The following is a 24258-nucleotide window of genomic DNA, read 5'->3' on the forward strand; positions in this document are numbered from 1 at the left end:
CGATAGCGTGGCGGCGTGGATGTGGTCGCCTTCATCGTCGGTGTCGTCGTGCTCGTGGTGGGCCTGGCGATCTCGATCGCGCTGCACGAGATCGGTCACCTCGTTCCCGCAAAGCGATTCGGCGTGCGGGTCGGTCAGTACATGGTCGGTTTCGGACCCACGCTGTGGTCCCGTCGCCGAGGTGAGACCGAGTACGGAGTGAAGGCGATTCCGCTCGGCGGTTACATCTCGATGGCCGGTATGTACCCTCCCTCGCCGGCTGCCCGCGCTGCGGCAGCCGAGGGTGCGGCAGTCGAAGGTCGTGCCGGCGGCGGCTTCTTCGCGACGATGGTGCAGGATGCCCGCGCCGCGAACGACGAGACACTCGACGGCGCAGACGATGACCGCGTCTTCTATCGACTGCCGGTGTACAAACGCGTGATCATCATGCTCGGTGGTCCGCTCATGAACCTCGTGTTCGCGATCTTCCTCATGACCATCGTGCTCAGCGGCATCGGTGTGCAGACCGTGACGAACACCGTTGCAACGGTGAGCACGTGTGTCCCCGCCGAGGCTGGCCAAGAGTGCCAGGCCGGCGATCCGCCCTCACCTGCGGCGGCGGCAGGCATCCAACCCGGCGATGTCATCGTGTCGGTCGGCGGACAGGATGTCTCTGAATTCGCCGCGGCAGCTGCCCTCATCCAAGCCGCTCCCGGCCAGAGCGTGCCGATCGTGGTCGACCGCGGAGGCCAAAGTCTGTCCCTCACGGTGACCCCCGACACCGTGACCCGTCAGGTGGTCGATGAGGACGGTCAGACCGTCGACACCCAGGTTGGAGTCATCGGCGTCACCGGGACTGTCGACTACGTGCGCCAGCCGGTCTGGTCCGGCCCCATCGCCGCGGTCGACAACGTCGGCGCAGTCGCCGGGATCATCGTGCAGCTTCCCGTGAAGGTCTACGAAACGGCTGCGTCCCTGGTGACCGGCGCGGAGCGCGATCCGAATGGGCCACTCAGTATCGTCGGTGCTGGCGCGATCGCGGGTGAGGTTGCGGCAACCGATGCGCCGGTCGTCAACCGCGTCGCGGTGATCCTCTCGCTCCTGGCATCGCTGAACATCGCGCTGTTCGTGTTCAACCTCATCCCGTTGCTCCCGCTGGACGGGGGTCACATCGCCGTCGCGCTGTGGGGCGGCATCCGCAGCTGGTGGGCGCGCGTTCGCGGTCGCGCCGAACCCGCACCGATTGACGCGACCAAACTCGTGCCGCTGACCTTCGTCGTTGTCATCGCCCTGATCGTGATGGGCGGCATCCTGATCATCGCCGACCTGGTCAATCCGATCTCCCTCTTCGGCTAAGAGAGTCGCGCCGTGGGTCAGCCGCGGATGTCACTCCGGGTCCAGTGCCCATCCGATCAGCTGATGCAGGGTCGACATGCCGTCGCGCGAGAGGATCGATTCCAGATGGCCCTGCACAGACGCGAATCCCGCGCCGCGCAGGGCGTAGACATCGCCCGTCGCAGGATCCGCGGCGATCTCGAGACCGGCGATCGTCGTTCCCGGGGCGCAGCGCGCGGTGAACGTGTTGTAGAAACCGATCGAGGCGGGCTGGCCAAAGACATCGACGGTCAGCTGCAAGCCCTGATGAGGCTGCGCCAGCGGAGCGAGTTCGATGCCCAGTTCGCTCGCGAGGATCTGATGGCTCAGGCACACCGCGAGAAGCGGTGCGGATGCTGCGCGGCGTCGCGCGATGATCTCGCGCAGCCGCGCCATCCGCGGCGACGAGGGATCCAGCGGATCACCGGGCCCCGGGCCTGACACGAGCAGCTCTGCAGCGTCCACCTCGTCATCGGTCACGGCATCCCAGGGGACGATAGCGACATCCAGGCCGAGGTGGCTCAACTGGTGCGCGAGCATCGTCGTGAAGCGGTCTTCGGCATCGACGACCAGCGCCCGGCGCCCCGCAAACGGCCCCGAGCCCACCGGCTCCTGCGGGTTCAACCAGAACGGAGCGAGCCTCGCGTTCCGGGATTCCAGGAGCGTGGCGATCGTCGGATCGTCGGCCAGCCGCCTGGGCGCAGCAGTGGGTGCGTCCTCGTCGAGAGTCACGACAGCGGGCTGGGCTTCGCGGGGGATCGCTCCGATCGCACCAAGCACACCGGCTGCCTTGCCGTGCGTTTCGCTGACCTCGCCGTACGGGTCCGAGTGGCGCACAAGCGTGGCGCCGACGGGAACTCGCAGGCGTCCGTTCTCGATGTAGGCAGTGCGGATGAGGATCGGGGCGTCGAGGTCGTGGGTGACCGTCCCTGCGATCGCGCCGACTCCTGCATCCGTGCGCGGCGTGAACAGGGCGGCGACCCCGGAGTAATAGCCGCGCGGAGTCGTCTCGTGCCGCGTGATCACGGTGCACGCGTTCTGCATGGGGGACCCGGTGACCGTGGGTGCGAACATCGTCTCGCGCAGGATATCGCGCGGGTCCAGCTTGCTCGACCCGCGCAGCATGTACTCGGTGTGCGTGAGGCGCGACATCTCTTTCAGGTGAGGGCCGGTGATGCGCCCACCGTCGGTGCACACGGCGCTCATCATCTTGAGCTCTTCGTCGACGACCATGAACAGCTCCTCAGTCTCCTTGGTGGAGCGCAGGAACTCGCTGAGGTTGTCGACGGTCGCCCCGCCGTCGGGATGGCGGAACGTTCCCGAGATCGGATTCATCGTGACGATGCCGGCCTCGGCGCTGACGTGAGCCTCGGGACTTGCTCCGACCGCCACGTGGCAGTCGGTCACCACCGCGAAGGTCCAGTAGGCGCCGCGCTCGTGCTCCAGCAGGGCTCGGAACCAGGCGAGCGCCGCGACCCGGGGGTCAGCATCGACGTCGGCCGTGAAATCGCGACGGATGACGAAGTTGGCCCCCTCGCCGCGCCCGATCTCATCGGCGATGACCCGGCGCACGATATCGGCATACGCCTCGTCGTCGATGTCGAACCCGGCGTTTCGGAGCGGAATCTCGTCGTGAGGAAGGACGGCCAGCGCCTCGTCACGCGGATACCTGGCACGCTCGGTGATCACCAGGCACCGCAGCGGGGCGTCGTCATCGTGGCAGGCGAATCCGCGCTCTCGCACCTGCCGGAAGGGAACGAGCGCGAGTACCTCCCGCGGAGTCCCGTCTGCTGACAGGAGCGGGATGTCGCGCAGCAGCTCGACATCGACCACGTCGCCGGTGAGCACCTCGACGGTGTCAGCGTCGCGGGCGAGAATGGCGAACGGGAGGTCGCTGGCTGCAAGCCCAGCGAGCGGGGGAAGGGCGGTGCCGGTCATGGTCGGTCTTTCGTCGTGGGGCGGCCACCCTCACAAAGAAGACCGCCCCGGGGGCGGTCTCAGGATCAACGAGCACACCGCCTCAGACGGTGGGCCACCATGCGGTGCTCGCGAACATGCGCCGAAACTATCACAGGCGGGCTTAAGACAGCCGCGCTCTCTAGTGCCGTGACCTCCCGGGCACTAGATTCTGGACATGACGGACTCTCAAGATCCCACCAGCTCCGACGACCTGCGCCAGCGTGCTGTTGCGAGCCTTCGTGCTAAGCAAGGCTTCTGGTACAGCCTGGCCACCTGGGTCGTGCTTTCTCTCTTCTTCGTGTTGATCTGGGCTCTCACCGGAATGGGTGGCTTCTGGCCCGTGTGGCCCATCGCCGGCATCGCCATCGGTGTGGTCTTTGCAGGCATCCGCGCCTACGGACCGTCGCGCGGCGCCCTCACCGAGAGCAAGATCCAAGACGAGATGCGTCGGCTGCAGTAGCGCCGACCCACCTGGGAGACCTCGGCCTGCCACCCAGCCGGAATGCGTAGGCTGGTCCCGTGCCAGCTGTGAACATCGGAATGCCGAAGGTCCCCGAAACCCTCGCTCCGCGCCGCAAGAGCCGTCAGATCAGGGTGGGCAAGGTTCTGGTGGGCGGAGATGCGCCCGTCAGCGTCCAATCGATGACGACGACGCCGACGACCAACATCAACGCCACGCTGCAGCAGATCGCCGAGCTCACGGCATCCGGATGCGAGATCGTGCGTGTGGCAGTGCCGTCCCAGGATGACGCCGATGTGCTGCACATCATCGCGGCCAAGAGTCAGATCCCGGTGATCGCCGACATCCACTTCCAGCCGAAGTACGTCTTCCAGGCGATCGACGCCGGTTGCGCGGCGGTTCGCGTCAATCCCGGCAACATCCGCAAGTTCGACGACCAGGTCGGGGCGATCGCGAAGGCCGCGCAGGCGGCGGGGGTGTCCCTCCGGATCGGCGTCAACGCGGGTTCGCTTGACCGACGACTGCTGGAGAAATACGGCAAGGCCACTCCCGAGGCGCTCATGGAGAGTGCTGTCTGGGAGGCCTCGCTGTTCGAGGAACACGACTTCCACGACTTCAAGATCTCGGTCAAGCACAACGATCCTGTCGTGATGGTCAAGGCCTACCGGCTCCTCGCCGAGCGCGGTGACTGGCCGCTCCACCTCGGTGTGACCGAGGCGGGACCCGCCTTCCAGGGCACCATCAAGTCGGCCACAGCCTTCGGCATCCTGCTCGGCGAGGGGATCGGTGACACCATTCGCGTCTCGCTTTCTGCTCCGCCGGCCGAAGAAGTGAAGGTCGGGCACCAGATCCTGCAGTCGCTGAACCTGCGTGAGCGAAAACTCGAGATCGTGTCGTGCCCGTCGTGCGGGCGCGCTCAGGTCGACGTGTACTCGCTGGCCGACAACGTCACCGAGGGACTCAAGGACATGACGGTGCCCCTGCGCGTCGCGGTCATGGGCTGTGTCGTCAACGGTCCCGGTGAAGCCCGGGATGCCGATCTCGGCGTTGCGTCGGGCAATGGCAAAGGTCAGATCTTCGTCAAGGGTGAGGTCATCAAGACCGTTCCCGAGTCAGAAATCGTTGCCACCCTGATCGAAGAGGCCAACCGGCTCGCCGATGAGATGGGGCCCGACGCGCCCCTGGGAACCGCGCAGGTCGTCACGAGCTGATCTGCGCGCTACGACGTCGCAACCCGTTCCAGTGCCTCGAGCGGGATCGAGACCCAGGTCGGTCGGTTCCGAATCTCGTACATGACCTCGTACACCGCCTTGTCGGCAACATAGGCGTCGAGCAGTACCCGCTCGGGCCCAGTGAGGTCGATGCCCGGGTCGCCCTCGCTGCCGTCCACGGATGAAATGGCAGCGACGTATGCCGCGACGAAGTACTCGCGAGCGCGCGCAGACCATTCGCGGGCCCGCTCTGCCCGCAGGGCCTGCCCTTCATCGGTGTCGGCATCCGTCGCCCACGACATCTCGATCATCGCGGCGGCATAGTCGAACGAACGCAGCATTCCCGCCACATCCCGCCACGGGGAGTCCGGAAGAGAGCGTTGCGCGAAGGGCCTGCCGGGCTCGCCCTCGAAGTCGACGATGCGCCAGCCGTGCGAGGTGCGCAGAGTCTGGCCGAGGTGCAGGTCGCCGTGCACGCGTTGGACGTCGAGACCGTCCAACGCCGCTACCGCGTCGTAGAGACGCAGCAGCTGCGGTACGTGAGTCTCAAGTCCGGGCACCGACCTGCGAGCTTCCTCGAGGCGACCGCGCATGGCGTGTGCGAGGTGGGCGGCTGTGTCGCCGCCACGGGTTCCGGCCGGAAAGCGCGACCGCATCAGTGCATGGACACTCGCAAGGGCTTCACCGAGGCGCGCGGCCTCGCCGGCGAAGTCGCCGCCGGAGTCTTCGACACGCTGCTGCGGATCAGCGAGAAGCGTGCGAACGCTGGCCACCGCGAGCTCGAAACCGTCGGTGGCTGTGGCCAAGAACTCCTGCAACATCGCCGTCTGCAGTAACTGCCCGTCGACGTCGATCTCTACCCAGCCGTAGAGCTGCGCGATGTGCTCCGATCCACCCCGTGTGAGTTCCTCATGGATCTCGATATCGGGATTGATCCCCGGGCTCAGCTTGCGGAAGAGCTTCATGATCGCGGTGTCATCGAACCGTGCCGACGAGTTGGACTGCTCGCCGGTCATCGGCGCCGAGACGAGCGAGTTGTCCAGAGGTCCGCCGCCGGGGACACGGTGGAAGCGGAGCCGATCGACCTGCGCAGTTCCCGTGGCCTCTGCCGCGATGAACCCGTCCAGCCAGATGCGCATGGCCTCGCGGTCGTGCACCGCGTCGTAGAGGTGGAGCGGACCGGACTCCGTGCCGACCGCCCCGACGTAAGCGTGGCCGATCCGCTCTTCCATTTCGTCGTATCCACTCAGCGGAACCTGATACACCTCGCTGCCGGCATCCTGATCTCGATAGACCACTGTGACGAGAAAGACGGTCAGGGACGGCCCGCCGTGCTGTGCCGGCACCTCGGCGACGCTGCGCACCTGTTCGACGTCGAACGGTCGCCCCTTGCCCCCGAACCAGCGGGTTCGTACCAGGTAGCTCTCCAGGAGAGCGGCGTCGGGCGCGCTCACAGCAGCCCCACATCCTCGGCATCGTCAGCCGGTGCGTGCAGCTGGAACCAGAAGAACCCATGGCCCCCCAGTGTCAGCAGGTAGGGCAGCTCCCCGATCCGGGGGAAAGGAACGCCGCCGACGAGCTCGACCGGTACGAGCCCCTCGAAGCGACGGAGGTCGAGTTCGACCGGCTGCGGGAACTGCGACAGATTGTTGACGCAGATGATGACATCCACGGTTCCGTCGTCGTTCGTGTGCTCACGCGTGTACGACAGCACCGACGGATTCGACCCGCCCAGGTCGTTGAAGCTGCCGAGCCCGAACGCTGGATGGCGCTTTCGGGCCTGGATCATCTGCCGGGTCCACTGCAGCAGTGACGATCGATTCTCTTGCTGCGCTTCCACGTTCACCGCGAGATACCCGTGCACCGGGTCCTGCACGATCGGCAGAGCGAGCTTGCCCGGGTTCGCCGTGGAGAACCCGGCGTTGCGGTCCGAGGTCCACTGCATGGGTGTGCGCACGCCGTCACGGTCACCGAGCCAGATGTTGTCGCCCATCCCGATCTCGTCGCCGTAGTACAGCACCGGTGCGCCAGGCAGGGAGAGAAGCAGCGCCGTGAACAGCTCGATGCGATCGATGTCGTTGTCCAGCAGAGGCGCCAGGCGACGACGGATGCCGATGTTCGCCTTCATGCGCGGATCTTGCGCGTACTCATTCCACATGTAGTCGCGGTCTTCGTCGGTGACCATCTCGAGGGTCAGCTCGTCGTGGTTGCGCAGGAAGATTCCCCATTGGCATCCGGCTGGAATCGGGGGAGTCTCGGCGAGGATGTCGCTGATGGGGTAGCGGGACTCGCGACGCACTGCCATGAAGATGCGCGGCATGACCGGGAAATGAAAGCACATGTGGCACTCGTCGCCGCCGACATCCGGATCTCCGAAGTAGTCGACGACATCCGCAGGCCACTGGTTGGCTTCTGCGAGGAGCACGCGTCCCGGATACTCGCGGTCGACGATGCGGCGCACCTTCTTCAGGAAATCGTGAGTCTCGGGGAGGTTCTCGCCGTTGGTACCGGGGCGCTCGTAGAGGTAGGGGACGGCATCCAGACGGAACCCATCGAGCCCCATGTCAAGCCAGAACCGCATCGCATCCAGGACAGCGTCGTGGACACGCGGGTTGTCGAAGTTCAGATCGGGCTGGTGTGAGAAGAACCGGTGCCAAAAGTACTGCTGCCGCACCGGATCCCAGGTCCAGTTACTCGGCTCCGTGTCGACGAAGATGATGCGGGCATCCTCGTAGAGCTCGTCGGTGTCGCTCCACACGTAGAAGTCGCCGTAGGGTCCGGCCGGGTCGCGGCGGCTCTCTTGGAACCACGGATGCTCGTCGCTGGTGTGGTTCATGACGAAGTCGATGATGACCTTCATGCCCCGCTCGTGCGCGGCGTTCAGGAACGCCTGGAAGTCTTCGGTGGTTCCGAGGCCCGGCTGGATGCCGGTGTAGTCGGCGACGTCGTATCCCCCGTCGCGCAGGGGCGACGGGAAGAATGGGGGAAGCCACAGGCAGTCGACGCCGAGCCATTCCAGGTAGTCGAGCTTGTCGATGAGGCCCCGGAAGTCGCCCGTGCCGTCGCCGTCGCTGTCTTTGAAGGATCGGACGAGGACCTCGTAGAAGACCGCCGTCTTGAACCATTCGGGTTCGGCGCTTCCCGGGGTGTCGGGGAATGGCTCCTGCGTCAGGATCGGGATGGAAACGGTGTTGGTCGTCGGTTCCACGGCGGTCATCTGTTCCTCCCGTGGTTCCGGATGTCGGCGGGTATGTGGCCTGGTCGTCTGCCTAACCTGCCACAGGTGCCCGAGCGACGCTATCCCCTTGCGCGCGGGTGGTTCAGTCCCATAGGCGCCAGTAGGCGTTGATCGCGGGCTGGCCGCCGAGATGGGCGTACAACACCGTCGAGTCCTGGGGAATGTCGCGGCTGCGTACCAGGTCGATGAGCCCGGCCAGCGACTTTCCTTCGTAGACCGGGTCGGTGATCATGGCCTCCAACTGTGCACCCAAAGCCATGGCCTCCATCGTGGATTCGACCGGGATGCCGTACAGATCGCCAGCCCAGCCTTCGAGCACCTGGATCTCGTCGTCTCGGAGGTCGCGACCAAGCTCGATGAGGCTCGCGGTGTTGCGCGCGATGCGGGCTACCTGATCGCGTGTCTTCTCGAGCGTCGCTGACGCGTCGATCCCGATGACCCTGCGGCGCACTCCGGTCAGGTCTTCGAGGGCGGCGAAGCCAGCGATCATGCCGGCATGGGTCGACCCGGTCACGGTGCACACGATGATCGTGTCGAAGAAGACTCCGAGCTGCTTCTCCTGCTCGGCGACCTCGAAAGCCCAGTTGGCGAACCCGAGGCCCCCCAGGGGGTGCTCCGAGGCTCCTGCCGGAATCGGGTACGGAACACCTCCGGCATCCTCGACGTCCTTAAGCGCCGTCTTCCACGAGTCGCGGATGCCGATGTCAAAGCCTGCGTCGTCGAGGCGGGAGTCTGCCCCCATCATCCGGGAGAGCAGGATGTTGCCGACCTTGTCGTTGGTCGGGTCCTCCCACGGCACCCACTTCTCTTGCACGAGCCGGGCTTTCAAACCGAGGTGGGCAGCAACGGCGGCGACCTGTCGCGTGTGGTTGGACTGGTATCCGCCGATAGAGACGAGGGTGTCTGCGCCCGAGGCGATGACGTCCGGGACGATGTACTCGAGCTTGCGGACTTTGTTGCCGCCGTACGCGAGACCGCTCGAGACGTCTTCGCGCTTGGCCCAGATCTGCGCACCACCGAGGTGGCTGCTCAGGCGCGCGAGATGGTGGACCGGGCTCGGCCCGAAGGTGAGCGGGTGGCGGGGGAACTCACGAAGCTTCATGCGGGGCGGTCTCGTTTTCCTCGGTGGCGGCGGTATGGGTGGTGGGGGCACTGATGTCGGACTCGGTGAGGAGGTGCGTCCAGATCGACTCGGCTATCTCGGCGGCTCCAGCGGCATCGCCGCGAGCACAGCGGGCGATGAGCTGCTCATGTCGCAGCGTTGAGAGTTCGGCGCGCTCCGACGAGAACTGCGCCCGCTCGGCACGGAGCAGGACGGGTTCGTAGAGACGCAGAACTGTTCGCACCGCGTCGCTGTCGGCTACCTCGACGAGGACGCCGTGAAACAGCTCATCCGCTGCGATTGCTCCATCGATGTCGCCCCGCTCGACCGCGGCGCTGAACCGGCGGTTGGCTGCCCGCATCCTTTCAATCGCTTCCCGGTCGAGGCGGGGCACGGCGCCAAGCGCGGCCAATCGGTGCATGGCGGCCACGACATCGCGGGCCTCGCGAATCGCCCGCGGCTCGATCGGTGAGATGATCGTCGCTCGCCCCGGGGTCGTGTGCACTAATCCGGCGCCTGCCAGTTCGAGCAACGCTTCGCGCACGGGGGTGCGGCTGACCCCCAGCCAGTGAGCGATGTCTGCATCGCGGACCTGTTCGCCGGGCGCGAGGGTGCCGTCCACGATGGCCGCTCGCAGGCGCGCCTGTACCTCGTCGCGCAGGAGGGGGCGGTGGGTGCCTGCTGTCGAGGGGACCGGCATGCAATATATTGCATACGCATCGGCGATTGCTTGTCAAGTTCGACCCGCGCGGCTCAGGCCAGGTGTCCGCCGGGGACGTGGAGATCGCTGGTGTGCGTGAGCGTCGTCCTCACGGCGATCTCGAGCGCGCGCGTAATGTCGGCCTGGGGGAGCGAGGATGCGCCTGCTGGTGCGTTCTCGGCATCCCACGGCACATGGATGAAGCCGGCTCGCAGTCCCGGCGTGGTAGCGCTCAGGTGTGCAAGCGTAAAGAAGACGTCGTTGCAGACGAACGAGCCTGCCGATAAGGACACGGAGGCGGGGATGCCGCTTGCCGCGATCTCGTGGGCGATCGCCTTGACGGGGAGCGAGGATGCGTACGCCAGGGGCGCCCCGGGGACGCAGGCAGTGTCGACGGGTTGGTGCCCCGCGTTATCGGGAATGCGCGCGTCGCGCAGATTCACGGCGATACGCTCCGGCGTGATGGCATCGCGACCGCCGGCCAGGCCCGTGGCAATGACGACGTCGGGTCGGTGGGTGGACACCAGCTCGATCAGCTCCGCGCTCGCGCGCGTGAAATCGACGGGAAGTACTGCCGTGACCAGTCGAGCCGGCCCCGTCCACGCAGTGGCCATTCGAACTACAGCGTCGCCTGACGGGTTCGTCTGATCACCAGCGAAGGGTTCGAAGCCGGTCAGGAGCACGGTCGCCATATCTTCACGCTACGGGGACGAGGCCGGTAGAATATGCTGACACGATTTAGCAAGCGGAAGCGGTTGTCGAGACCGAGCCGCAGACGCAACCGGAGTGCTGCTCATGACCCATCCGATCCAGCTCATCGCCTATGCCGATCGCCTGGGAGGGACGATTCCCGCCCTCGGTGAGATCGTGCGTGACCGATTCGCTGGAGCCTTCGGTGGCGTCCACATCCTTCCCTTCTTCACGCCGTTCGACGGGGCCGATGCCGGATTCGATCCCGACGATCACACGACTGTCGATCCACGGCTGGGCACGTGGGACGACGTGCGCGCCCTCTCGAGCGACCTCGACGTGATGGTGGACGTCATCGTCAATCACGTTTCTGCCCGCTCGCCACAGTTCCGTGACGTCATCGAGCGCGGTGACCAGTCACCGTATGCCCAGATGTTCCTGACGATGGGCACCGTGTTCCCGGAGGGCGCGACAGAGGCCGATCTGCTGCGGATCTATCGACCTCGTCCCGGGCTCCCCTTCACCCCGTACCCGTGGGGTGCGTCCACGCGGCTGGTGTGGACCACCTTCACCGCCGCGCAGGTCGACATCGATGTGCGCAGCACCGCGGGATCGGCGTACCTCATCTCGATCCTCGATGCCTTGCGCGATGCCGGCACTCGGATGATTCGCCTGGACGCTGTCGGTTACGCGGTGAAAACCCCGGGAACCTCGTCGTTCATGACACCCGAGACCTTTGCGTTCATCGATGATTTGACCGCGCTGGCGCACGAGAGGGGACTCGAGGTGCTCGTCGAAGTGCATTCCTTCTATCGGCGCCAGATCGAGATCGCCCAGCGTGTCGACCGCGTCTATGACTTCGCGCTTCCGCCCCTGGTGCTGTTCGCTGCCGCGACAGGAGATCACGCGCCGCTGTCGCGCTGGATTGCCGAGCGACCCGAGAACGCCGTGACAGTGCTCGACACCCACGACGGCATTGGCATCGTGGACGTGGGTCCTGACCCGGCGACGGGGGAGCCTGGACTCTTGGATGCCAGCCAGCTCGACGCTCTGGTCGAGGCGATCCACGATGCCACGGGCGGGCAGAGCCGGGCGGCAACGGGGGCGGCAGCCTCGAACCTTGACATTTATCAGGTCAACAGCACCTTTTACGAGGCCATGGGCCGTGATGATCGGGCCTACCTCGCAGCGCGTGCGGTGCAGTTATTCCTGCCCGGCATCCACCAGATCTATTACGTCGGCGCCCTCGCCGGCACCAACGACATGGAGATGCTCGGACGAACCGGGGTCGGACGCGACATCAACCGTCACCACTACAGCGACGCCGACCTCGACCGTGACCTTGAGCGGCCGGTCGTTGCCGCCCTGTTGGATCTCTGCCGATTCCGCGCCGGCGCCCCCGGATTCGACGGGGCCTTCCAGTCGAGCCTCGACGATGACGGATGGCTCCAGTTGCGGTGGGAGGCGGCATCCGGGTGGTCCGAACTGCGGGCGCGGCTGGATCGCGGCGAGGCCCAGCTGCGCTGGGCGCGCGCGGGTGGCAGCGAGCACGCGACCGTGGATCTGCTCGAGAACCCGCCCGCCGATGGGTGAGGCGCCTGAGGGCGTGGTACAGCCCGCACCGAGCAGGTATCGCGGCGCGGCCTAGACTTGACGCTCGTGGTCACCCGTCTCTCGCATTACTTCCTCCGCACGCTTCGCGAAGACCCCGCCGATGCCGAGGTCACCAGTCACAGGCTCCTGGTGCGCGCCGGCTACATCCGGCGTCAGGCTCCCGGCATCTTCGCCTGGCTGCCGCTGGGCCTGCGCGTGAAGGCGAAGCTCGAGCAGATCATCCGCGACGAGATGGCAGCCGCGGGAGCCTACGAAGTGCACTTTCCCGCGCTCCTGCCGCGCGAGCCCTATGAGGCGTCGGGGCGCTGGGAGTCCTATGGTGACGGCATCTTCCGCCTTCAGGACCGCAAGGGCGCCGACTACCTTCTCGCACCGACCCACGAGGAGATGTTCACGCTCCTGGTCAAAGACCTCTACTCGTCGTACAAGGACCTGCCGCTGGCGATCTACCAGATCCAGGACAAGTACCGCGACGAAGCGCGCCCCCGAGCGGGGCTGCTGCGTGGCCGCGAGTTCACGATGAAGGATGCCTACTCCTTCGACTACACGGATGCCGGGCTCGACGCGTCCTACCAGGCTCAGCGTGACGCGTACGAGCGAATCTTCCAGCGGCTGGGACTCGAGTACGTCATCGTCAACGCCGACAACGGACTCATGGGCGGCGCTCGCAGTGAGGAGTTCCTCCACCCCACACCCGTCGGCGAAGACACCTTCGTGCGCAGCGCCGGGGGATACGCCGCCAACGTCGAGGCATTCACGACGATCGCCCCCGCGCCGCTTCCGATCGAGGGCCTTCCCGACCCGGTTATCTTCGATTCGCCGGACACCCCGACGATCGCCACGCTGGTCGATCACCTCAACGCGAACGAGGCTGCGCCGGCTCCCGGCATTGCAGGTCCCGCCACGGATGACCAGACGACGTGGACGGCAGCTCACACGCTCAAAAACGTCGTGCTGGCGCTGACCCACCTCGACGGCACGCGCGACATCGTTGTGGTCGGCATCCCCGGAGACCGCGACATCGATGACAAGCGCGCAGAAGTTGCCTTCGCGCCGGCTGCTGTGGAGGCTGCGACAGCTGACGACTTCGAGAACAACCCGCTTCTTGTGAAGGGCTACATCGGTCCCTGGTCGCCGACGGGCGCGGTACTCGGCGAGGAGTCGGCGACCGGCATCCGGTATCTGCTCGACCCCCGCGTCGTGGACGGAACGTCCTGGGTCACCGGCGCCAACATCGACCAGAAGCACGTCCACTCACTCGTGGCCGGCCGCGACTTCACAGCCGACGGCTTCGTCGAGGTGGCGAACGTTCTGCCGGGCGACCCGGCGCCGGATGGCTCTGGTCCTGTTGAGCTCGCGCGCGGAATGGAGATCGGTCACGTCTTCCAGCTCGGCCGCTTCTTCGCCGAAACCCTCGGGCTGAAGGTGCTCGACGAGAACGGCAAGCTCGTCACCGTGACGATGGGTTCGTACGGCATCGGTGTTACGCGAATCCTCGCGATCATCGCTGAACTTAGCAACGACGAGAAGGGTCTCATCTGGCCCTCAGCGGTGGCTCCCTTCGACGTGCACGTGGTTGCCGCCGGCAAGGATGCCCTCGCGTTCGACCTTGCCGAGCAGGCCAGTGCGCGGCTCGAGGATGCCGGTCTCGAGGTGCTCTACGACGATCGACCGAAGGTGTCTCCGGGAGTGAAGTTCGGCGATGCGGAACTTATCGGTGTGCCACGCATCCTCGTGGTCGGCCGAGGGGCGGCAACCGGCGAGGTCGAGTTGTGGGATCGCCGCACCGGCGATCGCGAGACGATGCCGCTCGACGAGGCCATCGCTCGCCTCGCCGCGTGAGAGGACTCAGTAACTGATCTTCGCGTGCCGGACGATGTCGTCGTCCGGTGTGTCGCGGGTCACGAGCGCCTTCAGCATCCCGGCGGCCTGCGCCAACCGGTTCTGTCCGGGCTCCCAGAACTCCACCTCGACCGGGCTGACCCGCAGCAGCGTGATGCCGGGAGTGTCGAGCCCGTCTTCGAACCACACCTCCAGCGACGGCGAGTACAGCTCACGCATGAGTGCATCGTCGTGGACGATGCCGGCGCGACCTGCGACCGACACATAGCGCATGGCCTTCGGGTCGCAGTACGACAGTCCGACCTCGTCATCTGCCTCGGCCTCATCGACCTTTTTGGTGTGCTCGGCCGTGAAGAACCAGATGTCGCCGTTCTCGTCCATGCGGCGGGTGCTCATCGGCCGGCTCACGAGGTTGCCGCTGTCATCGCGTGTCGTGAGCATCGTGATGTCGATGTCTTCGACGAGTTCCTTGGCGCGGGCGCGGGCTTCGGTTCCTGTCAGTTCCGTCATGCCAGCAGGATGCGTGTCAATCCCCACGCGCGCGAGGGGATTGACACGCATCACAGGTCTGCATAACGGGCGCGGAAGAAGCAGAAGAGCCCGTAGGCGGCGAAGCCTGCTCCGACGCCGATGACGAGTGCGGGACCGGCGGGAAGCGCGAGCAGCGACCGGATCGCTTCATCCAGTCCTCCGGCGGCCTGTGGGTCCGTGGTCACCGCGGCGATCAGGATCAGCACTCCCACGACGGCAAGGGCCAGGCCCTTCGCCACGTAGCCCACGATTCCGAGCACTGTCACCGTCATCCCGAGCCCACCGCCTGGGTATGACATCTTCTTCTGGAAGCGGCGGGTCACGCCGATACCCGCGTAGGCAACGCCGGCAAGGAAGATTCCGGCCCCCACAATGCCGAGCACGAGGGGTCCGGCAAACAGGGAGAGCACGCCCGCGCTGGCATCCTCTGCGCTCTGTTCACTGTCTGGTCGGGCGCCGAGTGCGATGGCCGCCGCCAGCGCGGCGAGCACGAGATAGACCGTTCCACGCCCCCAGGACGTGAGCCTGCGCCGCCATCGGTCGGAGTCGTCTGTGCCGCGCGCGAGAAGGCCGTCGGCTAACTGATACGCGCCGAGAGCAGCGAGCAGCGCGGCGATCACCCAGACGAGGATGACGCCGAACGGGGCCCCGGCAAGGGCGGCAAACGCGCCGCTCTGGCTGGTCTGTTCGCTCGCTCCGCCCAGAGCCACAGTGATGATGAGCACGGCCAGGAGCAGATGCACCAGGCCCATTGCGACGTACCCGCCGCGGGCCAGTGCTCGAACAGCGGGATGAGATTGCGCAGCGCTCGCGGTCTGCTTCACACTGCCCGGGGCCATGGGGGTGAGCGTAGCCGCGGTCAGCGCGGTCGCAGAGACGGTTGACGCCGACGCTGGGCGATGCAGGAGCCGATTGACGCTCGTGCGCTCAGAGGCCGAACTCCGCGCGTACGTGGTCCCGGATCTCGACGTACTCCGGCCGATCCCAGAAGAAGAGCAGTTTCTGCGCGATCATCGTGTCGCTGTCGGGCTCAGGCTCCAGGACGAAGGTCATGAAGCTCTCGGCGAAGTCCTCGACGACGTTGGTCGCGGCATAGTCGCTCACGAAATCGTCCTCGTGATCAAGGTAGAACTCGTATGCGAGATCGGCGTCCGCATTGGCGGGATCCGGAGCATCCGAACCGTACTGTGCCCAGAATTCCTGGTCAAAGGCCCACAGCGCCGAATCCGGCTCCGCGCACCCTTCATCCAGCTGGAGCGTGTCGCAGCTCCAGGCTTCGGGGTCGGTTTGGCCCGGAGAGAGGCTCAGGATGTGCGCGTACTCGTGGATCAGGGTTGACAGCAGCAGATCTTCGTCTGACGCGTAAGCGAGGTTGACCACGAGTGTCCATTGCTCGGGATCATCAGTCTGCAGGACGTAGGCGAGCGTGTCGCTCGATTCCGAATCCCCGACGCGGAAGTCGCGGATGACGCTACCTGCCACCTCGGGGGTCACGATCCTCACGAACATGTCCCAGACCGACTCGGTGGTTTCGTCGCCGGTGGGGGAGAGGGAAGCATCCGGCTCGACGGTGTACACCTCGACAACGCCGAGATCCTCGTCATCCTCGGTGTAGACCTCGCCGTCGTCGTACTGGCCGAATCCGTCACTCTGATCGATGGTGTCGATGTCGGTCAGCGCGGTCAGCGAGCATCCCGACAGCGCCAGGACGAGGGCGACGAGGGCGGTTGAGAGGGCGGGTGCTGTCAGGCGGCGTGTCACTGCTGTGCTCCGTGGAGGTGGTCGCGGTGTTTCTGGGACTGCCGCTTCTTGGTGATGAGATCGAGTGGACCGGTCACGGTGAGCTCGTCTTCCCAGCACTCGACCCCCGTCACGCCGGGAAGCAAGTCACGGGTGAAGACCGGATCGCGGCCCTCTCTGCGCTGGCGCGTGTAGTCGCGAAGCAGCCGGAACGCGATGCCCGACAGCAGCGCAATCGCGACAAGGTTGACAAGGGCCATGACTCCCATGATCCCGTCCGCGAAGCTCCAGACCAGGTCGGCGGAGGCGAGCGAGCCGACGAGAACCGCGAGCACCACGGCAACGCGATAGGCCGGGAGCACCCCGCGACGTGTGGTGATGAACTCGATGTTGGACTGGCCGTAGTAGTAATTGCCGAGGATCGACGAGAACGCGAGCAGGAAGATGATGATGCTGAGCGCAATGTTCGACCACTCGCCGAGCGTGGAGACCAGCGCCCCCTGCGTGAGTGCGATTCCTCGCGATGCGCCCGCAAGGTCGGGGACCGACACCAGGATGATGAAGGCCGTGATCGAGCACACGAGGAACGTGTCGAAGTAGACGCCGAGCGACTGGACGAGGCCCTGTTTGACCGGGTGGGTGACGGCGGCGCTCGCGCCCGCGTTTGGAGCTGAACCCAGGCCCGCCTCGTTCGAGAACATGCCGCGACGCACACCCGTGAGCACGATGTAGCCAAACGTCGCTCCCACGACCTCGTTGAAACCCCAGGCCTGGGTAAAGATCTCAGCGAAGACGACCGGAAGCTGATCGATGTGGATGGCGACCACGGCAAGGCCCAGCAGCAGGTAGGCAAGTGCCATCAGGGGCACCAGGGTCTGGGTGACTGAGGCGATGCGACGGATGCCTCCGAAGACGACGAGCGCCGTCAACAGCGCCACCACCACACCGGTGACCGGCCCCACCCATCCGGCATCCGTCCCGAAGCTCGATGAGACAGTGTCAGCGATCGTGTTCGCCTGCAGGGAGGAGAACGCGAAGGGGAAGCAGATCAGCAGGATGACGGCAAAGAGCACGCCCATCCACCGCGCGCGGAGCCCCCGCTGCATGTAGTACGCCGGCCCGCCACGGAAGCCGCCCTCGGCATCCCGCACCTTGAACAGTTGCGCGAGCGAGGACTCGATGAAGCTCGAGGATGCCCCGATCAGCGCCATGAGCCACATCCAGAACACTGCCCCCGGCCCGCCGAGCGCGATCGCGGTTCCGACCCCCGCGATGTTGCCGACGCCCACCCGGGATGCCGCCGAGATCGTGAAGGCCTGGAACGAGGACACGGACTGCGGTGCGCCGTCGGTCGTTCGCGGCGTCTTGTCGGTCAGGGTTCGGAACATCTCCGGGAAGAGCCGGATCTGCACGACGCCCGAGCGAACCGTGAAGTACAGGCCCAGCCCGACGACGATCGGCAGGACGATCCAGGTCCACAACAGGTCGCCCCACTCGACGATGAGGGAATTGACGGCATCCACGGCATCAGTATGTCGGTTCGGGGATGGAATGAGCGAGCACACGGGACGAGCAAAGGAGCGATCGGGTAACGTGGGATGATTCCGCGCGGCGTGTGATTCGCGACGGGTAGAGCTGAATAGGGAGGTCACGATGGACATCGATCTGACGCTGCTCAGAACGGTCGAGCGCGAGAAGGACATTCCGTTCGACGAACTCGTGCGCATCATCGAGCAGGCGATTCTGACCGCCTATGCCAAGCACACTTCGCCCACCGGCGAGGCTCCGGAGGGTGCGCGCGCTCAGCTGGACCGCAAGACGGGTCACGTCGCGATCTTCGTGCCGCTGGTGGATGACGAGGGCGCAGTCATCGGCGAGGAGGAGACCACTCCCGAGGACTTCGGCCGCATCGCGGCCTTTGCCGCCAAGCAGGTCATCAGTCAGCGCCTGCGGGACATCGCGGACGACGCCGTGCTCGGCGAGTTCCGTGGCAAAGAGGGCGACATCGTCGCAGGTGTCGTCCAGCAGGGGCCGAACCCCCGGATGGTGCACGTGGACCTCGGCACGGTCGAGGCGATTCTGCCGCCCGAAGAGCAGGTCCCCGGCGAGGATTACGCACACGGCTCCCGCCTGCGCGTCTACGTGACATCCGTCTCGAAGGGAGCAAAGGGTCCGTCGATCACGGTTTCGCGAACGCACCCGGGGCTGGTGCGCAAGCTCTTCGCCCTGGAGGTTCCCGAGATTCCCGCGGGCCTCGTCGAGATCGTCTCCCTCGCCCGCGAGGCCGGGCACCGCAGCAAGATCGCGGTGAAGGCCAACGATCCGTCGATCAACGCCAAGGGTGCGTGCATCGGGGAGCTCGGCCGGCGCGTGCGCGCGGTCACCGAGGAACTCGGCGGCGAGAAGATCGACATCGTCGACTACAGCCCCGACCTCGCGACGTTCGTCGGCAACGCCCTCTCGCCCGCGAAGGTCACCTCCAGCTTCGTGCTGGATGCCAAGACCAAGGCTGTACGAGCGTTGGTGCCGGATTACCAGCTGTCTCTTGCCATCGGCAAGGAGGGGCAGAACGCGCGTCTGGCCGCCAAACTCACGGGCGCCAAGATCGACATCCAGCCCGACAGCATCCTCGACGAGTCCTGATCAGCCCTCGCCCTGCGTGGGCTGGCCCGGGAGGGCAGGTGTAGGATGGAACCCGTACGAACGTGCGTCGGATGTCGCACGCGTTCTGCTCGATCGGCGCTCCTTCGCGTCGTGGCCATCGAATCCGCACTCGTCTGGGACGAGCGGGCGTCGATGCCGGGGCGGGGGGCGTGGGTTCACCCGACCGGAGAGTGCATCGACGCGGCACTGAAGCGTCGAGCTTTCGTACGCGCGCTCCGCGCCCAGGGTCCCCTGGATTCGCAAGCGCTCACGAAACGGCTGAACGAGAAACGGCTGAATGGCAATGGACACAAAGTGAACGGCTCGAAATGAGACCCGTCCGCAACTAGTGGTCCGCCCCTGTCTGGGCGGGCCCCAGACAGGAGAACTGTGGCAAAACCACGCGTGCACGAGATCGCATCCGAACTCGGCATTGACAGCAAGGTCGCTCTCGCAAAGCTGAAGGAGCTCGGCGAGTTCGTCAAGAGCCCTTCCTCGACGATTGAGCCGCCGGTCGCGCGTAAGCTCCGCGCGGCGTTTGAAGGCCAGGCTGCTGGCGCGTCCGCGTCCAGCGGTCCCGCTGCGCCTTCGGGCACAGCAGGAGCGCGCCCCGCGCCGCGTCCCGGTGCGGCATCGGGCCGCTCGGCATCGCGCCCTGCAGCTACCCCCGGGGCAGCAACTCCGGGACCACGCCCCGGACCGAAGCCGGCAGAAGAAACCGTGGCTCCGGCTCCTGCTGCATCTGCCGCCCCCGCCGCGCCCACCAAGCCGAGCGCGCCGGCATCCGAAAGCGCCCCGGCCGAGGCGGGATCTTCCGCCGCGCCGACGCCGCAAGCCCCGCGTCCTGGCGGCGCACCGCGTCCGGGTAACAACCCGTTCGCGTCGCAGCAGGGCATGGGCCAGCGCCCGGCGGGTCCCCGTCCGGGTAACAACCCGTTCGCGTCGCAGCAGGGCATGGGCCAGCGCCCGACTCCCGCCAACATTCCGCGGCCTCAGGCCCCGCGTCCCGGATCGCCCGGACGCCCCGGTGGCCCCGGCCGTCCGGGCGGCGCGGGTCGTCCCGGTGGCGGCGGTCGGCCCGGCGCCCCGTTCCAGCAGCGTCCCGGTGGCCCCGGTCGTCCCGGCGGCGCCGGCGGTGGCTTCGCCCGTCCGGGCGCTCCCGCCGGTGGTGGCGGTTTCCCCGCCCGTCCCGGTGGTGGCGGCCGCGGCCGTGGCCCCGGCGGTGGTACCGCTGGTGCGTTTGGTAAGGGCGGCGGCAAGTCCAAGCAGCGCAAGTCGCGTCGGGCAAAGCGTCAAGAATTCGAGATGAGGGACGCGCCGCAGGTCGGTGGCGTCAACGTCCAGAAGGGCAACGGCGAGATCATTCGCCTGCGCCGGGGCGCATCGATCTCGGACTTCGCCGACAAGCTCGAGGCAATCCGCGGTTACACGGTGCAGCCCGGCACGCTCGTGACGATCCTGTTCAACCTCGGTGAGATGGCCACAGCAACCGAGTCGCTGGATGAGGCGACCTTCGAGGTTCTCGGTGAGGAACTCGGCTACAAGATCCAGATGGTTTCGCCCGAGGACGAGGACAAGGAACTGCTCGAAGGCTTCGGTCTGAACCTCGAGCAGGAGCTCGCCGATGAAGACGACGAAGACCTCGAGATTCGGCCTCCGGTTGTCACCGTCATGGGTCACGTCGATCACGGTAAGACCCGTCTGCTCGACGCCATCCGTCAGACCAACGTCGTGGCGGGTGAGGCCGGTGGCATCACGCAGCACATCGGTGCCTATCAGGTGTGGACCGAGCACGAAGACATCGAGCGGGCCATCACCTTCATCGACACCCCGGGTCACGAGGCGTTCACCGCCATGCGTGCCCGTGGTGCGCAGGTGACCGACCTCGCGATCCTCGTGGTCGCCGCCGACGACGGCATCATGCCCCAGACGGTCGAGGCGCTCAACCACGCACAGGCCGCCGGGGTGCCGATCGTCGTGGCAGTCAACAAGGTCGACAAGCCGGATGCCAATCCGCAGAAGGTCCGCCAGCAGCTGACCGAGTACGGTCTGGTCGCCGAGGAGTACGGCGGCGACGTCATGTTCGTCGACGTGTCGGCGCGCCAGGGGACCGGTATCCAGGATCTGCTGGACGCTGTTCTGCTGACCGCGGACGCCGGCCTGGACCTGCGTGCGAACCCGAACAAGGATGCCCGCGGTGTCGCGATCGAAGCCAAGCTCGACAAGGGCCGTGGTTCGGTTGCGACAGTGCTCATCCAGTCCGGGACGCTGCGTGTCGGTGACGCAATCGTCGCGGGTACCGCCTATGGCCGCGTGCGCGCGATGGTCGACGAGAACGGCGACCCGGTCGAGGAGGCAGCGCCCTCGCGTCCGGTCCAGGTGCAGGGTCTGAACTCCGTGCCGCGCGCCGGTGACGTCTTCATCGTCACCGACGAGGACCGCATGGCTCGCCAGATCGCTGAGAAGCGTGAAGCCGCGGAGCGCAACGCTCAGCTGGCCAAGGCACGCAAGCGCATCTCGCTCGAGGACTTCACCCGGGCGCTCGAAGAGGGCAAGGTCGAATCGCTCAACCTCATCATCAAGGGCGACGTGTCCGGTGCTGTCGAGGCGCTGGAAGAGTCGCTCCTCAAGATCGAGGTCGACGATTCGGTGCAGCTGCGCATCATCCACCGCGGTGTCGGTGCGATCACCGAGTCCGACGTGAACCTGGCGACGATCGACAACGCGATCATCCTCGGATTCAACGTCCGACCGGACTCGAAGGCGCGCGAGCGCGCTGCCCGCGAGGGCGTCGACATCCGGTTCTACTCGGTCATCTACAACGCGATCGACGACGTCGAGCAGTCCCTCAAGGGCCTTCTCAAGCCGGAGTTCGAAGAGGTGCAGTCGGGTGTTGCCGAGATTCGCGAGGTGTTCCGCTCCTCGAAGTTCGGCAACATCGCCGGATGTATCGTCCGCAGCGGCACGATCACCCGCAACGCCAAGGCGCGCGTCATCCGCGAGGGTGTCGTCATCGCCGATGGCCTGGCAATCGAGTCGCTTCGCCGGTTCAAGGATGACGTCACCGAAGTTCGCACCGACTACGAGTGCGGTATCGGCCTCGGCAAGTTCAACGACATCCAGGTCGGCGACGAGATCGAGACGACCGAGCTCGTGGAGAAGCCGCGCGGCTAAGAACCGCTACACGCTGTGATTCAGGATGTCCCGCCCGCTCAGGTCGGGGCATCCTGAATCTCGGTGGTTATGCAAGCGCAAGGAGAGATGACATGACTGGGGAACGTCAGGCACGCATGGCCGACCGGATCAAGGTGCTCGTTGCCGAGCGTCTGGAGAAGGGGCTGCGCGATCCTCGCATGGGGTTCGTCACGATCACTGACGTTCGCGTCACGGGTGACCTGCAGCACGCGTCAGTCTTCTACACCGTCCTGGGCAGCGAGGAGGAGCGGACCTCGACAGCTGACGCGCTGCGAGCCGCGACCGGGATGCTCCGGAGCGAGGTCGGGCGAAAGCTCGGCGTGCGGCTGACCCCGACGCTGGAGTTCATCCACGACGGTCTGGCCGAGGATGCCGGACACATCGAGGACCTGCTTCGTGAGGCTCGCGAACGGGATGACGCCGTCGCGGGCCTTGCTGCATCTGCAACCTACGCCGGCGACGCCGACCCGTACGTGGCGCCGCGCGCTCTCGCCGACGACGAGGACTGAGTTCTCAGCCCCGATCAGTTCAGCCGCGCACCGGAGTGCGCACGGCTGATTGGAGTGAGCGACCCCAGTGGCGAGCGCGCTCCAGTTCACCGGCCACGAGCGGTCCCTGGATGTCGGAGACATAGAAGCTCCGTGAGGCGACCGGGACGAAGCCGCGCGCTCGGCCCTCCTTGGCCGCAGCCCGACTGGCAGAGCCCGGCACCCACCGCTGCTTGGTGTGCGTGTCGAACGTTGCAAGCGAGACCGGCGTGGTCACGCTGACAGCGCCCAGCCATTCGCGAAGACCGCGGGAGCTGGCTCGCACGGCCCCGCGTGAGACGGCGTCGTACCGCGTTGCTTGGCGCGACATCGAGAACGCGTGAGTCGGGCCACCGGCGACGACGAGCGCGACATCCGTCGGCACCGTCAGCAGCGCGCTGTCGACATCCGTGATCGACACATCCGACCACTCCGCCAGGCCTTCGGCCGTCGCGCGGGCGATGTCTCGGGTGTTGCCGAACATCGACTCGTAGATCACCACTGTCTTCACGAGACGTGAGGCTACGGTGTCGCGGAGACCTCGGATAGGGACCTTCGCCCCCGTGGGAGACAGGCGGCACCGTCCTCGAGCTCGATGAGTCCATCGGCGATGAGGGAATCGATCGCCCGGTCGCGCTGCCCCCGATCCGGCCAATCCGGTGCAAGGTCCTCAGCCGCGACGGGGGAGGGCGCGACCTGCCGGAGCGCTCGCAGGACGAGCCCGCGAACCTGGCGGTCGCTTCCCTCGTAGGTGCCCTGTCGCGGGCGTCGGTCTCCGGTATCGGGATAGCCGGCAGCCCGCCACGCGCACCTCTGCGCGATCGGACACGCGTCGCACCGCGGACCTCGCGCCGTGCAGACTGTCGCGCCGAGCTCCATCGTCGCGGCATTGAAGAGTGCAGCATCCGCGCGCTCGTCGGGCAGGAGGGCCGCCATGGCGTCGAGGTCTCGCCGGGACGGGGGCCCCGGCTGGGATCGGGCGTCGATCGCGCGCGCGAGCACCCTGCGCGTGTTGGTGTCGACGACCGGATGCCGATCGCCGTATGCGAAGACCGCCACCGCGCGAGCCGTGTAGTCGCCGATGCCGGTCAGAGCCAAGAGGTCGTCCACGTCTCGGGGAACCACGCCTCCGTGCCGGGCGGTGATCTCTTCGGCCGCGCGGTGAAGCCACAGGGCTCGCCTCGGATATCCCAGGTTCGCCCACTGGGTGACTGACTCGGCGGGAGAGGCATCGGCAAGGGCGGCGGGTGTCGGCCAACGCTCAAGCCACGCTTGCAGGTGCGGGATCACCCGATTCACCGGTGTCTGCTGCAGCATGAATTCGCTGACAAGGATCGCCCACGCGCCGACGCCAGGCCTGCGCCAGGGCAGATCTCTCGCGTTGTGTCCAAACCACTCGTTGAGGTCGGACGCGAGCGGATGCACGACCTTCAGCCTATGCCGCGCGCGCCGC

The 24258-nt window shown here is 66.4% G+C and carries 21 protein-coding genes; 9 read left to right on the plus strand and 12 right to left on the minus strand.

The annotated features are described in order from the left end of the window. The first annotated feature begins 15 nt into the window (after positions 1-15). Complete coding sequence (locus AB0O89_RS08280) at positions 16-1335, plus strand: site-2 protease family protein (protein ID WP_363496132.1); 1320 nt, start codon at positions 16-18, stop codon at positions 1333-1335. A gap of 30 nt (positions 1336-1365) precedes the next feature. Here the strand turns inward: AB0O89_RS08280 and AB0O89_RS08285 are convergent, their stop codons facing one another. After that, a complete protein-coding gene (locus tag AB0O89_RS08285) occupies positions 1366-3291 on the minus strand; it encodes a chorismate-binding protein (protein ID WP_363496135.1) in 1926 nt (641 codons plus the stop codon). Positions 3292-3487: 196 nt separating this feature from the next. On the opposite strand from AB0O89_RS08285, the gene AB0O89_RS08290 reads away from it, so the two are divergent. Together AB0O89_RS08290 and ispG are read left to right on the plus strand one after the other, a co-directional pair. Beyond that, positions 3488-3772, plus strand: a complete 285-nt coding sequence (locus AB0O89_RS08290) for a 2TM domain-containing protein (RefSeq protein WP_363496138.1) — start codon at positions 3488-3490, stop codon at positions 3770-3772. 80 nt (positions 3773-3852) lie between these two features. Further along, positions 3853-4983 (plus strand): flavodoxin-dependent (E)-4-hydroxy-3-methylbut-2-enyl-diphosphate synthase, encoded by a 1131-nt coding sequence (ispG, locus tag AB0O89_RS08295; protein ID WP_363496232.1) that lies wholly within the window; start codon positions 3853-3855, stop codon positions 4981-4983. An 8-nt stretch (positions 4984-4991) separates the two neighbouring features. On the opposite strand, the gene AB0O89_RS08300 is transcribed toward ispG, so the two are convergent. From AB0O89_RS08300 to pcp, 5 genes are all read right to left on the minus strand, one after another. Beyond that, positions 4992-6437, minus strand: coding sequence for a phosphotransferase (locus tag AB0O89_RS08300; protein ID WP_363496141.1), 1446 nt, complete (start codon positions 6435-6437; stop codon positions 4992-4994). Then, positions 6434-8200, minus strand: a complete 1767-nt coding sequence (treS, locus tag AB0O89_RS08305; protein WP_363496144.1) for a maltose alpha-D-glucosyltransferase — start codon at positions 8198-8200, stop codon at positions 6434-6436. Before treS ends, AB0O89_RS08300 begins: the two co-directional genes overlap by 4 nt. A 103-nt stretch (positions 8201-8303) precedes the next feature. Further along, entirely contained in the window at positions 8304-9323 is a 1020-nt protein-coding gene (locus AB0O89_RS08310) for a 1-aminocyclopropane-1-carboxylate deaminase (RefSeq protein ID WP_363496147.1), read from the minus strand. Continuing rightward, a complete protein-coding gene (locus AB0O89_RS08315) occupies positions 9310-10023 on the minus strand; it encodes a GntR family transcriptional regulator (protein WP_363496150.1) in 714 nt (237 codons plus the stop codon). Before AB0O89_RS08315 ends, AB0O89_RS08310 begins: the two co-directional genes overlap by 14 nt. 53 nt (positions 10024-10076) lie before the next feature. Further along, positions 10077-10715: a pyroglutamyl-peptidase I gene (gene pcp, locus AB0O89_RS08320; RefSeq protein ID WP_363496153.1), complete on the minus strand. Its 639-nt coding sequence runs from the start codon at positions 10713-10715 to the stop codon at positions 10077-10079. A gap of 103 nt (positions 10716-10818) precedes the next feature. Between pcp and gtfA the strand changes: the two genes are divergently transcribed. Together gtfA and AB0O89_RS08330 are read left to right on the plus strand one after the other, a co-directional pair. Further along, positions 10819-12306: a sucrose phosphorylase gene (gtfA, locus tag AB0O89_RS08325; protein ID WP_363496156.1), complete on the plus strand. Its 1488-nt coding sequence runs from the start codon at positions 10819-10821 to the stop codon at positions 12304-12306. Positions 12307-12372: 66 nt separating this feature from the next. Continuing rightward, the gene (locus tag AB0O89_RS08330) at positions 12373-14169 is read left to right on the plus strand and encodes a proline--tRNA ligase (protein ID WP_363496159.1); all 1797 of its coding nucleotides are present in this window, start codon (positions 12373-12375) and stop codon (positions 14167-14169) included. Between the two features lie 6 nt (positions 14170-14175). On the opposite strand, the gene AB0O89_RS08335 is transcribed toward AB0O89_RS08330, so the two are convergent. The 4 genes from AB0O89_RS08335 to AB0O89_RS08350 form a co-directional block, all read right to left on the minus strand. Further along, entirely contained in the window at positions 14176-14679 is a 504-nt protein-coding gene (locus AB0O89_RS08335; protein WP_363496162.1) for a pyridoxamine 5'-phosphate oxidase family protein, read from the minus strand. A 50-nt stretch (positions 14680-14729) separates the two neighbouring features. Beyond that, a complete protein-coding gene (locus AB0O89_RS08340; RefSeq protein ID WP_363496165.1) occupies positions 14730-15539 on the minus strand; it encodes a DUF1206 domain-containing protein in 810 nt (269 codons plus the stop codon). 88 nt (positions 15540-15627) lie between these two features. Then, entirely contained in the window at positions 15628-16461 is an 834-nt protein-coding gene (locus AB0O89_RS08345; protein ID WP_363496168.1) for an NADH:ubiquinone oxidoreductase subunit 4 (chain M), read from the minus strand. Then, positions 16458-17963, minus strand: a complete 1506-nt coding sequence (locus tag AB0O89_RS08350; protein ID WP_363496171.1) for an alanine/glycine:cation symporter family protein — start codon at positions 17961-17963, stop codon at positions 16458-16460. The genes AB0O89_RS08345 and AB0O89_RS08350 overlap by 4 nt, the downstream gene beginning before the upstream one ends. A gap of 130 nt (positions 17964-18093) precedes the next feature. Between AB0O89_RS08350 and nusA the strand changes: the two genes are divergently transcribed. The 4 genes from nusA to rbfA all read left to right on the plus strand — a co-directional run bounded on the left by nusA (position 18094) and on the right by rbfA (position 22787). After that, complete coding sequence (gene nusA / locus AB0O89_RS08355) at positions 18094-19083, plus strand: transcription termination factor NusA (RefSeq protein WP_363496174.1); 990 nt, start codon at positions 18094-18096, stop codon at positions 19081-19083. A 45-nt stretch (positions 19084-19128) separates the two neighbouring features. Continuing rightward, positions 19129-19416: a YlxR family protein gene (locus AB0O89_RS08360; RefSeq protein ID WP_363496177.1), complete on the plus strand. Its 288-nt coding sequence runs from the start codon at positions 19129-19131 to the stop codon at positions 19414-19416. Between the two features lie 57 nt (positions 19417-19473). Next, complete coding sequence (gene infB / locus AB0O89_RS08365; RefSeq protein WP_363496180.1) at positions 19474-22257, plus strand: translation initiation factor IF-2; 2784 nt, start codon at positions 19474-19476, stop codon at positions 22255-22257. Positions 22258-22349: 92 nt separating this feature from the next. After that, complete coding sequence (gene rbfA, locus AB0O89_RS08370; RefSeq protein ID WP_300594926.1) at positions 22350-22787, plus strand: 30S ribosome-binding factor RbfA; 438 nt, start codon at positions 22350-22352, stop codon at positions 22785-22787. A gap of 19 nt (positions 22788-22806) precedes the next feature. Here rbfA and AB0O89_RS08375 read toward each other — a convergent pair whose 3' ends face one another. Together AB0O89_RS08375 and AB0O89_RS08380 are read right to left on the minus strand one after the other, a co-directional pair. Further along, positions 22807-23316: a flavodoxin family protein gene (locus AB0O89_RS08375; protein WP_363496183.1), complete on the minus strand. Its 510-nt coding sequence runs from the start codon at positions 23314-23316 to the stop codon at positions 22807-22809. Between the two features lie 11 nt (positions 23317-23327). Beyond that, a complete protein-coding gene (locus AB0O89_RS08380) occupies positions 23328-24230 on the minus strand; it encodes an A/G-specific adenine glycosylase (protein WP_363496186.1) in 903 nt (300 codons plus the stop codon). Positions 24231-24258 lie beyond the last annotated feature (28 nt).

It is taken from the genome of Microbacterium sp. NPDC076895 (genome assembly GCF_040687115.1).
Lineage (GTDB): Bacteria > Actinomycetota > Actinomycetes > Actinomycetales > Microbacteriaceae > Microbacterium.

Coding starts and splice junctions, on each gene's coding strand:
- nusA (WP_363496174.1), top strand. CDS start 18,094: ATGGACATCGATCTGACGCTGCTCAGAACGGTCGAGCGCGAGAAGGAC.
- AB0O89_RS08360 (WP_363496177.1), top strand. CDS start 19,129: ATGGAACCCGTACGAACGTGCGTCGGATGTCGCACGCGTTCTGCTCGA.
- pcp (WP_363496153.1), bottom strand. CDS start 10,715: ATGGCGACCGTGCTCCTGACCGGCTTCGAACCCTTCGCTGGTGATCAG.
- ispG (WP_363496232.1), top strand. CDS start 3,853: ATGCCGAAGGTCCCCGAAACCCTCGCTCCGCGCCGCAAGAGCCGTCAG.
- AB0O89_RS08335 (WP_363496162.1), bottom strand. CDS start 14,679: ATGACGGAACTGACAGGAACCGAAGCCCGCGCCCGCGCCAAGGAACTC.
- treS (WP_363496144.1), bottom strand. CDS start 8,200: ATGACCGCCGTGGAACCGACGACCAACACCGTTTCCATCCCGATCCTG.
- AB0O89_RS08310 (WP_363496147.1), bottom strand. CDS start 9,323: ATGAAGCTTCGTGAGTTCCCCCGCCACCCGCTCACCTTCGGGCCGAGC.
- AB0O89_RS08285 (WP_363496135.1), bottom strand. CDS start 3,291: ATGACCGGCACCGCCCTTCCCCCGCTCGCTGGGCTTGCAGCCAGCGAC.
- gtfA (WP_363496156.1), top strand. CDS start 10,819: ATGACCCATCCGATCCAGCTCATCGCCTATGCCGATCGCCTGGGAGGG.
- AB0O89_RS08290 (WP_363496138.1), top strand. CDS start 3,488: ATGACGGACTCTCAAGATCCCACCAGCTCCGACGACCTGCGCCAGCGT.
- AB0O89_RS08315 (WP_363496150.1), bottom strand. CDS start 10,023: ATGCCGGTCCCCTCGACAGCAGGCACCCACCGCCCCCTCCTGCGCGAC.
- rbfA (WP_300594926.1), top strand. CDS start 22,350: ATGACTGGGGAACGTCAGGCACGCATGGCCGACCGGATCAAGGTGCTC.
- AB0O89_RS08340 (WP_363496165.1), bottom strand. CDS start 15,539: ATGGCCCCGGGCAGTGTGAAGCAGACCGCGAGCGCTGCGCAATCTCAT.